Source organism: Aliivibrio finisterrensis (genome assembly GCF_008933155.1).
In the GTDB taxonomy this organism is placed as follows: domain Bacteria; phylum Pseudomonadota; class Gammaproteobacteria; order Enterobacterales; family Vibrionaceae; genus Aliivibrio; species Aliivibrio finisterrensis.
This window is the reverse complement of sequence record NZ_WBVP01000003.1, coordinates 1-13,480: the sequence shown is the minus strand read 5'-3', so window position 1 is coordinate 13,480 and position 13,480 is coordinate 1. Positions and strand designations below refer to the sequence as shown.

General features: G+C 39.5%; 12 protein-coding genes. 2 read left to right on the top strand and 10 right to left on the bottom strand.

All coding sequences use genetic code 11. The annotated features are described in order from the left end of the window. Positions 1-58: 58 nt before the first annotated feature. From F8B77_RS03260 to F8B77_RS03245, 4 genes are all read right to left on the bottom strand, one after another. A complete protein-coding gene (locus tag F8B77_RS03260) occupies positions 59-1,684 on the bottom strand; it encodes a methyl-accepting chemotaxis protein (protein ID WP_151653684.1) in 1,626 nt (541 codons plus the stop codon). A 512-nt stretch (positions 1,685-2,196) separates the two neighbouring features. Further along, the gene (locus tag F8B77_RS03255) at positions 2,197-3,822 is read right to left on the bottom strand and encodes a methyl-accepting chemotaxis protein (protein WP_151653682.1); all 1,626 of its coding nucleotides are present in this window, start codon (positions 3,820-3,822) and stop codon (positions 2,197-2,199) included. 282 nt (positions 3,823-4,104) lie between these two features. Further along, positions 4,105-4,557 carry an NfeD family protein gene (locus F8B77_RS03250; protein ID WP_151653680.1) on the bottom strand — a complete coding sequence of 151 codons (453 nt, stop codon included), beginning with the start codon at positions 4,555-4,557 and terminating at the stop codon, positions 4,105-4,107. A 9-nt stretch (positions 4,558-4,566) separates the two neighbouring features. Next, positions 4,567-5,490 carry an SPFH domain-containing protein gene (locus F8B77_RS03245; RefSeq protein WP_151653678.1) on the bottom strand — a complete coding sequence of 308 codons (924 nt, stop codon included), beginning with the start codon at positions 5,488-5,490 and terminating at the stop codon, positions 4,567-4,569. A 468-nt stretch (positions 5,491-5,958) separates the two neighbouring features. Here F8B77_RS03245 and dbpA point away from each other — a divergent pair, with 468 nt between their 5' ends. Continuing rightward, complete coding sequence (dbpA, locus tag F8B77_RS03240) at positions 5,959-7,347, top strand: ATP-dependent RNA helicase DbpA (RefSeq protein ID WP_122032506.1); 1,389 nt, start codon at positions 5,959-5,961, stop codon at positions 7,345-7,347. Positions 7,348-7,641: 294 nt separating this feature from the next. Here the strand turns inward: dbpA and emrD are convergent, their stop codons facing one another. The 5 genes from emrD to F8B77_RS03215 all read right to left on the bottom strand — a co-directional run bounded on the left by emrD (position 7,642) and on the right by F8B77_RS03215 (position 12,216). After that, a complete protein-coding gene (gene emrD / locus F8B77_RS03235; RefSeq protein ID WP_122032505.1) occupies positions 7,642-8,844 on the bottom strand; it encodes a multidrug efflux MFS transporter EmrD in 1,203 nt (400 codons plus the stop codon). Positions 8,845-9,139: 295 nt separating this feature from the next. Further along, positions 9,140-10,666 (bottom strand): DEAD/DEAH box helicase, encoded by a 1,527-nt coding sequence (locus F8B77_RS03230; RefSeq protein WP_151653676.1) that lies wholly within the window; start codon positions 10,664-10,666, stop codon positions 9,140-9,142. A gap of 156 nt (positions 10,667-10,822) precedes the next feature. Beyond that, positions 10,823-11,545 carry a YebC/PmpR family DNA-binding transcriptional regulator gene (locus F8B77_RS03225; RefSeq protein ID WP_151653674.1) on the bottom strand — a complete coding sequence of 241 codons (723 nt, stop codon included), beginning with the start codon at positions 11,543-11,545 and terminating at the stop codon, positions 10,823-10,825. A gap of 92 nt (positions 11,546-11,637) precedes the next feature. Beyond that, positions 11,638-11,844, bottom strand: a complete 207-nt coding sequence (locus tag F8B77_RS03220) for a DUF3283 family protein (RefSeq protein WP_151653672.1) — start codon at positions 11,842-11,844, stop codon at positions 11,638-11,640. Between the two features lie 177 nt (positions 11,845-12,021). Then, on the bottom strand, positions 12,022-12,216 hold the full coding sequence (locus tag F8B77_RS03215; protein ID WP_151653670.1) for a PA3496 family putative envelope integrity protein: 195 nt from the start codon (positions 12,214-12,216) through the stop codon (positions 12,022-12,024). A 294-nt stretch (positions 12,217-12,510) separates the two neighbouring features. On the opposite strand from F8B77_RS03215, the gene F8B77_RS03210 reads away from it, so the two are divergent. After that, positions 12,511-12,867: a YkgJ family cysteine cluster protein gene (locus tag F8B77_RS03210; RefSeq protein WP_151653668.1), complete on the top strand. Its 357-nt coding sequence runs from the start codon at positions 12,511-12,513 to the stop codon at positions 12,865-12,867. A 4-nt stretch (positions 12,868-12,871) separates the two neighbouring features. Here the strand turns inward: F8B77_RS03210 and F8B77_RS03205 are convergent, their stop codons facing one another. Further along, the gene (locus F8B77_RS03205) at positions 12,872-13,369 is read right to left on the bottom strand and encodes a M48 metallopeptidase family protein (protein ID WP_151653666.1); all 498 of its coding nucleotides are present in this window, start codon (positions 13,367-13,369) and stop codon (positions 12,872-12,874) included. Positions 13,370-13,480: the final 111 nt, after the last annotated feature.

Below are 13,480 nucleotides of genomic sequence, written 5' to 3'. Positions count from 1 at the left end.
TCATACGATCTCCTTTTTTATTTTAGTTTTTGATTTCAACGATAAACGCTAAATCAGCTTACACTTTAAAGCGAGATAGAGACATTTGCAGTGTGGTTGCTAATTGCGCTAGCTCAACACTTGATTGTGCTGTTTGCTCTGCACCTAATGCCACTTCACTTGCTGATAAGCTCATGCTTTGAATGTTACGGCCAAGCTCTTCTGTGACTGAATCTTGTTGGCTACATGCACTTGCAATTTGAATACTTGTGTCCGTCACCTTCATCATCGTCTCTTCAATCATTTGAATTGATTGACCCGTTTGAACGCTTTGCTCTACACAAACACGGATCTTAGAACAACTTTGATCTGTTGCTGCTTTTGCATGTGTTGCACTTGCTTGCAGTTTCTCAATAATTTCAACAATCTCAGTAGTAGATGATTGAGTACGACCCGCAAGAGAGCGAACTTCATCAGCAACCACCGCAAAACCACGGCCTTGCTCACCAGCACGCGCCGCTTCAATTGCCGCGTTTAATGCAAGTAAGTTGGTTTGATCAGCAATACCGCGAATAACTTCAACCACAACGCTGATGTTATTTGACTCACGCTCTAGCTCTTCAACCAATTCACCTGCTTGTTCGATATCACGAGACACAACCTGAATTTGTTCAATATTCGACTGAACGTCTTGGTTACCTTGTTTTGCTTCTGCTGACGCTTCTAAAGCCGATGCAGAGGCCATCTCAGTATTATTTGCTACTTCTGCTACCGTTGCTTTCATTTCTTCCATTGCAGCGGCTACCGTTGTAATGTCAGATTGCTGCTGTTGCATACCACGTGCAGATTGTTCTGAAATCGCGCTCATCTCTTCTACCGCAGCAGATAATTGAGTTACCGCTGAAATCGTATCTTCGATCAATGTACGTAGCTGATCTTGCATTTCGATATTGGTATCGGCTAATTCACCTAGCTCATCATTACCAATTTCGTTACGTGCAAGATTGAACGTTAAATCACCCGCAGCAATCGCTTTAGATTGTTCTACAACTAAATTTAATGGGCGACAAATTTGGCGAGCTAAAAAGAACGTAATAAAAATCATAAAGGCAATAAGCGTAGTAAACGACACTTGAGTCGCCGCTGTTACATTATTAACACTGCCCATAATAGCGGCACGGTTATTAGTAACAAAACCTAAGTTAATTTCAATCAATGCTTCCATTGCTGAACCCACTTCTTCAAATTGCTTAAATGACCCCAGAAGCTCGGTTTGTGCTTGCGTTTTAGCACCGTTACTTACTTTATCATTAAAACCATTTAATAGACGTAAGTACTCTTTCCAACCATTTGAAACACGATCAAACACGCGACGTTCATCGCCACTTGCTACCGTCGCTTCATATTGTGCTAATTCATTGTTTATTTGATTTTTTTGTGTTGTTAACGTTGAAAACAAACTTGCTAGTTCACTCTCTTGATAAGTAAGTGCTGCGTATTGATTACGACGATATGCATTCATATCAAAATAAATATCTTCAACCGACAATACACTTGGAACTGTCGAATCAGTAAAGTTAATGACTTCTGATTCCACTTTATTTAATTCTTGTAATAGGAAAACAGCAAACGCTATCATCACTAAACTGATCGCCGAAAATACAACGGCAATTTTATTACGCACTGCTAAATTTTTATAACTCATGTTTTGACAACCTTTATATAGTTCTTCATAACTCATCCATGAGTGTTATTTTATAGAGAAAATTGCTTAACTCTTTTACCTTGTAACGGCAAATCGACGAGAAAATAAAATAAAAACAGATAAAAGTCACTCACTTTTATAATTCAAAAAATGTAAATAAGAACAATGAATTGTAATAAAAAAAAGGAAGCAAACCATTGCTAAGTTAGAGATGTAACAAAATGAGTGCCCGGTAATTCATTAGGTTAATTAATTGGTTGTTTTATTTTGAAAAGTATGACGATTTACTTTCTGGTTAGCTCAATAGTCAAAATAACACCGCCAAACCTACATTAATAAGGCGATCATTAATTAAAATTAAATTCTTATTTTTATAAAAAATATGTGCCAATCATTAAATCTCACACATGAAATGTGACCCCCATTCCAGATTTTCTATTATTAAATGCAAAAAAGGAGATCTAATGATCTCCTTTTCTATTTATACCAATACTGGTTTAACGTCGTTTTTATTACACTTTAAAGCGTGATAAAGAAGTTTGTAGCGTCGTTGCTAATTGTGCTAATTCAACACTTGATTGTGCTGTTTGCTCTGCACCTAATGCTACTTCACTTGCTGATAAGCTCATGGTTTGAATGTTACGACCAAGCTCTTCTGTGACTGAATCTTGTTGGCTACATGCACTTGCAATTTGAATACTTGTGTCCGTCACCTTCATCATCGTCTCTTCAATCATTTGAATTGATTGACCCGTTTGAACGCTTTGCTCTACACAAACACGGATCTTAGAACAACTTTGATCTGTTGCTGCTTTTGCATGTGTTGCACTTGCTTGCAGTTTCTCAATAATTTCAACAATCTCAGTAGTAGATGATTGAGTACGACCCGCAAGAGAGCGAACTTCATCAGCAACCACCGCAAAACCACGGCCTTGCTCACCAGCACGCGCCGCTTCAATTGCCGCGTTTAATGCAAGTAAGTTGGTTTGGTCAGCAATACCGCGAATAACTTCAACCACAACACTGATGTTGTTTGACTCACGCTCTAACTCTTCAACTAGCTCACCCGCTTGCTCAATATCGCGAGATACTGTTTGGATTTGGTCAATATTCGATTGAACGTCACGGTTACCTTGTTTTGCTTCTTCAGATGCTTCTAAAGCAGACGTAGACGCGGTTTCAGTATTATTTGCTACTTCTGCTACCGTTGCTTTCATTTCTTCCATTGCAGCGGCTACCGTTGTAATGTCAGATTGTTGCTGTTGCATGCCACGAGCAGATTGCTCAGAAATCGCGCTCATCTCTTCTACCGCAGCAGATAATTGAGTTACCGCTGAAATCGTATCTTCGATCAATGTACGTAGCTGATCTTGCATTTCGATATTGGTATCGGCTAATTCACCTAGCTCATCATTACCAATTTCGTTACGTGCAAGATTGAACGTTAAATCACCCGCAGCAATCGCTTTAGATTGTTCTACAACTAAATTTAATGGGCGACAAATTTGGCGAGCTAAAAAGAACGTAATAAAAATCATGAAGCCAATAAGTGCTGTAAATGACACTTTTGTTGCCATTGTTACGTTATTAACACTGCTCATAATTGAAGAACGGTTATTTGCTACAAAGACTAGATTAGCCTCAACTAACGCATCCATTGCAGCACCGACTTCTTCAAATTGACGGAATGAATCAACCAATTCAGCTTGAGCTGACGTTTTTTCGCCATTACTGATCTTTTGAGTAAAACTACTTAAAAGGCGTAAATAATCTTGCCAACCATTATTAACACGATCAAATACACGACGCTCATCAGCACTTGCCACTGTCGCTTCGTATTTTGCAAGGTCAACTTTTATATCGTTTTTTTGTGAAGACAAAATCGACACTAAGCCAGGTAAATCCTTGTCTTGATATGTCAAAGCTGCATATTGATTTCGACGATACGCATTCATTTCAAAATATATGTCTTCAACAGATAACACGCTTGGTACAGTAGAGTCAGTAAAGTTAATTACTTCTGACTCTACTTTATTTAATTCTTGTAATAAGAAGAAGCCAAATGCGATCATCACTAGTCCAATACCTGAAAAGACAACGGCAATTTTATTTCTTACGGCTAAATTTTTGTAACTCATGTTTTACACCCTCACTAATTAATAACAACTCGCTCCATGAGTATTTACGATAATAGGAATCATTTTTAACCCTTTGAACCTATATCGGCAAAAAATCAAAAACATGAAATAAAAAACTACAAAAACCACACTAATTTATAACGTGCGATACGCTAAAATAAAATTTTAAAGGTTACTAAAAAAGGTAAGTTGTTAACGCTTAAGCGACAGATGTGATAAATGAGCAATTTACCAACGCGTTACGCTAATTAATTACTCATTTTGATTTAATATAATGTTAAGTTATTTCTTAATTGGCTCAATTGTCAAAATAATACCGTCAACAGAGACGACATGAACCAGTGTTCCCTTTGGAATATCCTGAAAACTTTTTGCCGACCATGTTGTGTCTCCGATAATAATACGGCAAGGGCCGGCAATAACATCCTCGTCTAAACGAGAAGTTTGACCGATTAATTGCTTCTCCTTTTGATTTAACTGCCGATTAGAGTCTGAACTTTCATCTTTTTTATGTTGATAACGCCACCAAAGCCACGTCGTAAAAAGAGAAAATACAGCAAAGCTTAGCCACTGCATTTGCCAACTCATTGGTATTACTGCATACAACACACCAACAACAACAGCTGATAACCCAATCCAAAGAAAGTACCCTGCGGTACCAAGTAACTCACCTGCTAGCAATAGCAAACCAAGCGTTAGCCAATGCCAATGATTCATCTGTTCAAAAAATTCCATTATGAACTCCTATTTAGAACCCTCTTTATCTACTTTAAACATCTCAGCGATGCCAGCAACCGATCCCATTAGGCCTGTCGCTTCTAACGGTAACATAATAATCTTACCGTTTTCAGCTTGGCCAATAGACTTAATTGCCTCAGTATAACCCTGCGCAATAAAGTAATTCACGGCTTGCATATCACCTTGAGAAATCGCTTCTGATACCATTCTTGTTGCATTTGCTTCGGCTTCGGCGGCACGCTCACGAGCTTCAGCTTGAAGAATTGCGGCTTGCTTATCACCCTCTGCTTTTAAAATCTCCGCTTGCTTGTGACCTTCAGCTTTCAGGATCTCGGCTTGACGAACCCCTTCCGCCTCTAAGACGTCAGCGCGCTTATTACGCTCTGCTTTCATTTGAGCATTCATCGCAGCGGTTAGATCTGCTGGTGGCTGAACGTCTTTGATCTCAATACGAGTGACTTTAACTCCCCACGGATTGGTTGCTGAATCGACAATAGCTAAAAGCTTCACGTTAATCATATCTCGCTGGCTTAGCATTTCATCTAATTCCATCGAGCCTAACACCGTACGCATATTCGTTAGTGTTAAATTACGAATCGCATGTTGAAGATCACTCACTTCATAAGCGGCTTTTGCTGCATCAACCACTTGCACAAAACAGACGGCATCTATGGTTACATTCGCGTTATCTTTCGAAATGACTTCTTGAGCGGGGATATCTAATACTTGTTCCATCATATTGATTTTTTGACCAATACTATCAATAAATGGAATGATTAAATTTAATCCGGGTTTTAATGTGTGTGTGTAACGGCCAAATCGCTCTACCGTCCAATTGAAACCTTGGGGAACCGTCTTAACACCTAATGCTATTAATACCAGTACTAAGAAAACCAGAACACCAATTGTTATTAATGTATCGTATGCCATTATTTGTCATCCTTTTCTAATTGATAATTACCTTAATATATTCAACATTTACTAACTATCTGTTGATTATATATGAATAGAACTCATCTTATTTACAAATACGCAAACATAACAAGCAATCGATCACAAAAGTCACCGCAAAAAACACAATTTAACTACATTTACCTTAATTATTCTTAATCCAATTTCGGTCAAACTTTTAAGTAGTAAATAATCGTATTTACTCCTAATAAGTTCGTTTTAGGTTCAAAAAAAATAATTTAGAATTAGAGTTCACAATTAAAGCACTCATAGATGCGAACAAACTCAAATAATAGCTTTATCAATTTAAACATAAAGAGAGACTTTATTTGCTGTTTTTTTAGACAGAAAAAGTGTGATCTTCCTTGCTTTTTAGGCCTCTTCTCTTTACTCTGCTTTCCATTAGGCAAATCTTACTTTGCTTCTACTTGTTTATAGGAAATCACCTTGAGCCAAACCTCTTTCTCATCATTAGATCTGAACCCATCTCTTCTTCAAAACCTAGAAACTTTAGGCTATAACGAGATGACTCCAATTCAAGCTCAAAGCTTACCATTCATGCTGAAAGGGAAAGATGTCATTGCCCAAGGAAAAACGGGCTCAGGTAAAACAGCTGCGTTTGGTTTAGGCTTATTGGCTAACCTAGATGTAAAACGTTTTCGCGTTCAATCACTCGTATTGTGTCCAACACGTGAACTTGCTGACCAAGTTGCGGTAGAAATCCGCAAGCTTGCTCGCTCTATCCACAACATCAAAGTTCTAACGTTATGTGGTGGTGTTCCATTTGGTCCACAAATTGGCTCACTTGAGCACGGTGCACACATCATCGTTGGTACCCCTGGTCGTGTTGAAGAGCACCTGCGTAAAGGTTACTTAAACCTAGACAACCTAAATACATTTGTTCTTGATGAAGCTGACCGTATGCTAGAAATGGGCTTCCAAGACGCGATTGATATGGTATTGGATCACGCACCAGCTAAGCGTCAAAACTTACTGTTCAGTGCAACGTTCCCACCACAAATAAAATCAATTGCTGATCGCATCATGAACGATCCAATCATGGCAAAAGCAGAAGACAAAGTAGAAAATACCTCTATCGAGCAGCATTTCTACAAAGTAGATGATTTTGAAGATCGCCTACGTGCACTTCAAATCCTACTGCTTAAGCATCGTCCTGAATCAGCGGTGATCTTCTGTAATACAAAACGTGTTACTCAAGAAGTTGCTGACGAGCTTCGTCACTTTGATTTCAGCGTAACTGCACTTCACGGTGATTTAGAACAACGTGACCGTGATAAAGCATTAGTTCGCTTTGCTAACAAGAGTACGTCTATCCTAGTAGCGACTGATGTTGCCGCTCGTGGTCTTGATATCGAATCTCTAGATGCAGTAATCAACTTTGAATTATCGCGTGATCCTGAAGTTCACGTTCACCGTATCGGTCGTACTGGCCGTGCTGGTAAAAAAGGCATCGCATTAAGCTTATTCAATAACAAAGAAACGAACAGTTTTGCTCAAATTGAAGATTACATGAGCATTACTATTAATGATGAGCCACTACCAAGTGAAGATTATCTAAATGAGCGTCCTCACTACCCTGAGATGGTAACGCTTTGGATCGACGGCGGTAAGAAAAACAAACTACGCCCTGGCGATATCCTTGGTGCATTAACTGGTAAAGACGGCGTTGACGGTAAAAAAGTAGGTAAAATCAACGTGTTTGATTTCCACGCTTACGTTGCCGTTCACAGCTCAATTGCTAAAGCAGCACTAGATAAGATCGCAACAGGTAAAATGAAAGGTCGTACATTCCGCGTAAGCCGTATGCGCGGTTAATAGCGAATACAAAACAAGTAACGTCAACTAATGCCATACATCGCTTATACCATTCTGGATAAGTAGTTGTTCAGATAATTGCGCAGGAAAAATCGATTAGAGCAAGGCATAAATTACAGTAACTAGTGGATCTAATTACAAAATTTATAACGCAGATATAATCGATTTTAACAAGCAAGAATGATCAAATACTTATGTAGATTGGTATTAGTTGACGGCACATACAAAAAAGGCCGAGTAGATATTTCTACTCGGCCTTTTTTAATTGCGATCAATTATTTACTGCTATTGGTATTACACCGCTAATGGCATTTCGCTTGATGGTGGAATTGAATGTACTTTACGTAAGCCGTACACCGCAAGTAACGCCATTAAGAACATAATTAACCCAACAGGCATTTGGCTATTAGCAGGGATCATAGACGCCACCATTGTTGCTAAACCCGCGCCCAAGTTTTGCATGCCGCCCAGTAATGCACCTGCTGTTCCTGCGTGCTGTGGGAAAGGTGATAACGCCCCTGTTGTTGCAGCAGGAAATAAAATACCCGCGCCTAAGAAATACAATACTGCACCACCAATTAGAGTTGGTGCTGTGGTTAATCCCATAATGCCAGGAACCAACACAATCGCCGCGCCTAAAACAATAGATACAAGACCGACATCTAATGACTTCTTCTCAGACCAACGCTTTGCAATCACACTTGATAAACCAGCACCCGCTAAATAACCAGGGATAGGTAAAATAAACAGAATACTTACTGTTGTTGCTGCTAATTTAAGTTTACCACCCAGCAATACCCCTGCAGCTGCTTCAAATACGGCAACCCCTGCAAATGTAGCAACCAAGCAGATCAAATAGCCTTGAAAGCGGTGCTCAGATAATACGTGACGGTAGCTCTTCAATACTGGCTCTTTACGACGCACCTCTAATGGCAAAGTCTCTTTCATTGAGGTTGTCATGATGATCAATACCGCAATACTAAACAGAGCCAAGAATAAGTAGCTTGAACGCCAACCAAATGCTTCTGTTAAATAACCACCTAACACTGGAGCCAGAAGTGGTGAAAACATCATACACATACTAATAATACTGTTAGTTCTATGTAGTTCATCACCAGAGAAGCAATCACGTGGAATAGTACGGCACATTACCCCCGCAGCCCCAATACCTAAGCCTTGCACAAAACAGCCCGCTAAAAATAACGAATAATCATGAGCAAATAACGCCAAGATGGTGCCAGCAATATATAACGTAAGACCTGATAAGATCACCACACGACGGCCAATACGATCAGAAATTGGGCCGTAGAAAAATTGTGATAAACCATAAGGGATCAAATACACAGCCATAACCGCTTGTAATGAAGCAGGACTTACCTTGAATTCACTTGCCATGTAGCCAATGGATGGCACATACATAGTTTGGCTCATTTGACCAACAGCAACTAAAATAACGATCAGGAAACTGAACGTCGCAAGTGAATACGACTTTTGCATGACTGCTCTCCGAAACACAGCAAAGTATTAATAAGATATGTTAAGGGTATTAACATCAGTAAATATTTAACAATAAAATTGATTAAGCTAACTATGAATATAGCCAAGCCTTTATAGGGCGAGATAATAAGGCGATTATATAAATCAGGCAATCTAATTTACGCCTATTTCAGGAGAGATTTTTTATACGATTTGGATTAGTTTTTCTAATCTTAATATAAGAAAGATGATATACAACAAAGCCAGCTAACTTAGCTGGCTTCTTAATGATTTCTAATAAAGGTTAACAATAAAACTATGATTGTGCCTGAGGCTTACGCGCTGGACGTGGGCCTTGACGACGTGGTTTTGTATTACTTGTTGCAGATGTACCACCGGTCTTTGGTTTACCTGCCGCTTTTGGTTTACCACCACCAAAATTACTGCCATTGCCACGGCTTTCACCATTGCCTTTTGTCTTTGGTTTTCCGCCTTCCACAGAACGTTTTTTATTATTACCGCCCTCTTTCTTTGCGCCGCCAGCACTGTGTTCCGTGTTGCGTCTTTGGCTTGGTTTTGCACCTTGCTTATGACCATTACGGTTCTCACCAGAACGTTGACCATCTTTATGATCCACACGTGGTGCTTTTGCTTTCTTTGGTTTCTTCGCTTTTATTGGGCGAGTATCCAATTTAGACTCAGGCACTTTTAGTGTTGGTTCAAAACCTTCAAGCGTATGACGAGGTAATACTTTTTGAATTAGACGTTCAATCGCGAATAACTCTTTTGCTTCATCTTCACTCACAAAAGAAACCGCTTTACCCGTTGCACCAGCACGACCAGTACGACCAATACGGTGAACGTAATCTTCTGGCACTTTTGGTAAATCAACGTTAATAACTTGAGGCAATTGCTCAATATCTAGACCACGAGCAGCAATATCTGTCGCCACTAACACACGAACTTGACCAGACTTAAAGTTAGCTAACGCTTTAGTACGTGCACCTTGGCTCTTATTACCATGGATAGCAGCCGCACTAACGCCTTTCTCTTCTAGCGTTTTTGCTAAACGGTTGGCACCATGCTTAGTCTTACTAAACACCAATACTTGCTTCCAGTCGTTGTCTTTAATTAGCTTAGTAAGCACACGTGCTTTTTTCGTTTTATCAACAACGTAAACGGATTGTTCAACGGTCTCTGCTGTCGTATTACGCTGTGCAACCGAGATCTCAACTGGGTTATTCACCAAGCCTTTTGCTAATTGGCGGATCTCATCAGAAAACGTTGCAGAGAACAGTAAGTTTTGACGGTTCTTAGGCAATTTGTTTAAGATTTTTTTAATGTCATGAATAAAGCCCATATCTAACATACGGTCAGCTTCATCCAGAACTAGGATTTCTAGTTGGTCGAATTTAATCGCGTTTTGGTTCGCAAGATCCAATAAACGACCTGGTGTTGCCACTAAAACATCAACACCCTTACGAAGACGCTGCATTTGTGGGTTAGCTTTAACGCCACCAAAAACCACATCAGAAGTAAGAGGAAGGTTGACACTGTACTTTTCAACACTCTCATGAACTTGTGCTGCAAGCTCACGTGTTGGCGTTAATACCAATGCACGAACTTGATTAAACTTACGTGTAGGACCTTTTGATAAACGCTCAAGAAGAGGAAGAGTAAAGCCTGCTGTTTTACCTGTACCTGTTTGAGCTGCCGCCATAACATCCTTCCCTTCAATTACCGCAGGGATCGCTTGTAATTGGATAGGTGAAGGTGTGCTGTAACCTTGTGCTTCTACAGCTTTTAAAATAGGGGCAGATAAGCCCAAAGAGGTAAAACCCATACTAAAATGTTCTCTATATTGTTCATTAAGCGCAAAACTGCGAGCGCTGTAGCATACAGTAACTTCTAGATTACTCAATCCTAAAGCGCAGTTTAAAACGAAAAAGCCGAGCAACTAAGGCTCGGCTTTGATTCATTCTGTAAAATTAGGGCTCTATTAGTCTTCTAATTCTGCGTTGTGATAAACCTGTTGTACGTCATCACAATCGTCTAGTAGATCTAAGAATTTTTGGAATTTCTCAGCATCTTCGCCTGTAACCGCCATTGGGTTTTGAGGTACAAACGTAATTTCTTCCACATCTACAACTAGATCTGGAAACTCAGCAGCCAATGCTGTTTTCACTTTAAAGAACTCAGTGTTTGGTGCGAATACTGTGATCACGCCATCTTCAAGTTCAATATCAGAAACATCAACATCTTGCATCATAAGCGCTTCAAGTACGGCTTCTTCGTCATCGCCTTTAAACTGGAATACAGCTTGGTGATCGAACATGTGAGCACTTGTGCCTGGGCTACCAATTTTAGCGCCAGTTTTAACGAAACATTGGCGAACGTCTTGGAAAGTACGGTTACCATTATCAGTTAAGCAGTCAACGATTACACTTGCGCCGCCTGGTGCAAAGCCTTCGTAACGTGCGTGTTGGTAATCTTCACCACCGCCGCCATTTGCTTTGTCGATTGCTTTATCAATAATGTGTGTAGGCACCTGATCTTTTTTCGCTTTCGAAATAAGATGTTTTAGAGACAAGTTCATATCTGGATCAGGACCGCCATTCTTAGCACACATGTAAATTTCTTTACCGTATTTAGAATAAACTTTGATTTTTGCGCCTTGTGTTTTAGCCATTGAAGACTTGCGCACTTCAAAACTTCTTCCCATCGGAATTCTCTCTTTGTTGTTTATGGACTTTAAAATTATCGGCAGATTCTACCAAATTACTTAGGGAATAGGCTAGTAAAGATCAAGGAACCTTACGCCACGCCCATTTTTGACTTGTATTTTTCGATAGATTGCTGAAAAAAGAGACGTTCCGCCTCATCTTCTATCTTCTCAGCCTCTACGATCCAAAGATCGGGACCTGCTTTAGCGTTTTTCACCTTCCACACAAAGAATGCCGCTTGTTTATCAAGTTCAATTTCATTTTTTTCTTTCGGAGGTAATAGGGACAGGTTTTGCATAACAAGCTCATTTAATTAATCACAACGAAAGTCTACTTCGTCACTGAGTTATTTTCTAGCACTGTTTACCAATAGCGTGCAAAGTATAGAATGCAGAAACAAAAATGCGCCAAACTGCTGTCTTTAGCAATGGCGCATTAGTAAAACACTTGAAGGTATGAAGGTAGAAATCAAAAATTAATGAATAAGACCCAGGTCTTTCGCTTCTTCTAGGGTGAGACCACTTTCTCTGATCTCTCGCATCGCTTCAATACGACGACGCGCTGCTGCTTTTTTCTGACACTCCGCAATGTTTGTTATCACTTCATCGTTTATTTCGTACTTGCCATTCATGTCGGTGATTTCACCGTGATCAATAGAATTAATAGACATAATAACCTCCTAAATCCATACCCTTCAGATGTATGTTTAGCAAAGCCAATTGAGCTTGTTAAATCTATTTATTCCAGAGTGTGAGCTAAGTTAGATTTGTGATTTATTTTCTCAAAAATACTATCTTTAATAGTATCAATTAACTACATTTAGAGATTAACCTTCAGAAAAAAATCCCGCGTAACATCACCTTTTTATCTCCCTATTATCTTCGCTCTACGCTTTATTGTTCGTGCTATCGGTTAATGTGCGCTATGCTAACCTTAAATTATATTGATATAAATAATGATAACTATGACCATCAACAAAATCGACATTACGGTTCATACCGACTCGCCTTCATCTGAATCTCTGTTAACGAGTGCTTCATTAACCAAAGGTTCAGGTATAACCTGTGATACCTGCCGAGCTTGTTGCTGTCGATTAGAAGTCATGCTTATTACCGATACTGGCGTACCTGAAGAGTTTATCGATACTGATGACTGGGGAAGTGAAGTAATGCTGCGTTTAGATGATGGTTGGTGTGCCGCGGTAGATCGCGACACACTAATGTGCACTATTTATGAGAATCGTCCGTGGATCTGCCGTGAATTTGAAATGGCCTCTTACGAATGCGAAGTCGAGCGCAAAGAAAACGGCATCGATAAATAAAACATTAAGACGACTGAGTCTCCAAATAAGTCAAATACAAACGCGCATCAAACTCAAGCTGATGATAATCAGGCTCCATGTGACAGCACAACGCATAAAACGCCTTGTTGTGCTCCTTCTCTTTGATGTGCGCCAACTCATGTACTACGAGCATACGCAGCAAGGGCTCTGGCGACTTCCGAAACACACTCGAAATCCTAATCTCATTTTTAGCTTTTAATTTATTGCCATGAATGCGTGACACAAACGTATGCAAACCCAATGCGTTATTCACAATATGTATTTTAGGATCATACACTACCTTACTGAGAGGAGATGATTTCTTAATGTACCTGTTCTTTAATGCTTGAGTGTAATCAAACAACGCCTTTTCAGACGTAATATCATGCATGGTCGGGTATTTATTCTTTACCCATTCCGCCAACTTTCCATTGGTTACCATTGGCTCAACTTGAGCTAAAATATGCTCTGGGTAACCTTTTAAATAACGCAGTGTTGTCATTATTTTTACTCATTGATTTAAATCCACGACTTCCTCTATTGTACATGAGTTTCTTTCTCGCGACCTTTCAACTCACCTTTTATTTATGTCTTAATAATACCTATAAAAAAT

What these genes read in the sequence shown, in the direction of transcription:
- F8B77_RS03260 (WP_151653684.1), bottom strand. Translation starts at nt 1,684, where the DNA reads ATGAGTTATAAAAATTTAGCAGTGCGTAATAAAATTGCCGTTGTATTT.
- F8B77_RS03255 (WP_151653682.1), bottom strand. Translation starts at nt 3,822, where the DNA reads ATGAGTTACAAAAATTTAGCCGTAAGAAATAAAATTGCCGTTGTCTTT.
- F8B77_RS03250 (WP_151653680.1), bottom strand. Translation starts at nt 4,557, where the DNA reads ATGGAATTTTTTGAACAGATGAATCATTGGCATTGGCTAACGCTTGGT.
- F8B77_RS03245 (WP_151653678.1), bottom strand. Translation starts at nt 5,490, where the DNA reads ATGGCATACGATACATTAATAACAATTGGTGTTCTGGTTTTCTTAGTA.
- emrD (WP_122032505.1), bottom strand. Translation starts at nt 8,844, where the DNA reads ATGCAAAAGTCGTATTCACTTGCGACGTTCAGTTTCCTGATCGTTATT.
- F8B77_RS03230 (WP_151653676.1), bottom strand. Translation starts at nt 10,666, where the DNA reads ATGGGTTTTACCTCTTTGGGCTTATCTGCCCCTATTTTAAAAGCTGTA.
- F8B77_RS03225 (WP_151653674.1), bottom strand. Translation starts at nt 11,545, where the DNA reads ATGGGAAGAAGTTTTGAAGTGCGCAAGTCTTCAATGGCTAAAACACAA.
- F8B77_RS03220 (WP_151653672.1), bottom strand. Translation starts at nt 11,844, where the DNA reads ATGCAAAACCTGTCCCTATTACCTCCGAAAGAAAAAAATGAAATTGAA.
- F8B77_RS03215 (WP_151653670.1), bottom strand. Translation starts at nt 12,216, where the DNA reads ATGTCTATTAATTCTATTGATCACGGTGAAATCACCGACATGAATGGC.
- F8B77_RS03210 (WP_151653668.1), top strand. Translation starts at nt 12,511, where the DNA reads ATGACCATCAACAAAATCGACATTACGGTTCATACCGACTCGCCTTCA.
- F8B77_RS03205 (WP_151653666.1), bottom strand. Translation starts at nt 13,369, where the DNA reads ATGACAACACTGCGTTATTTAAAAGGTTACCCAGAGCATATTTTAGCT.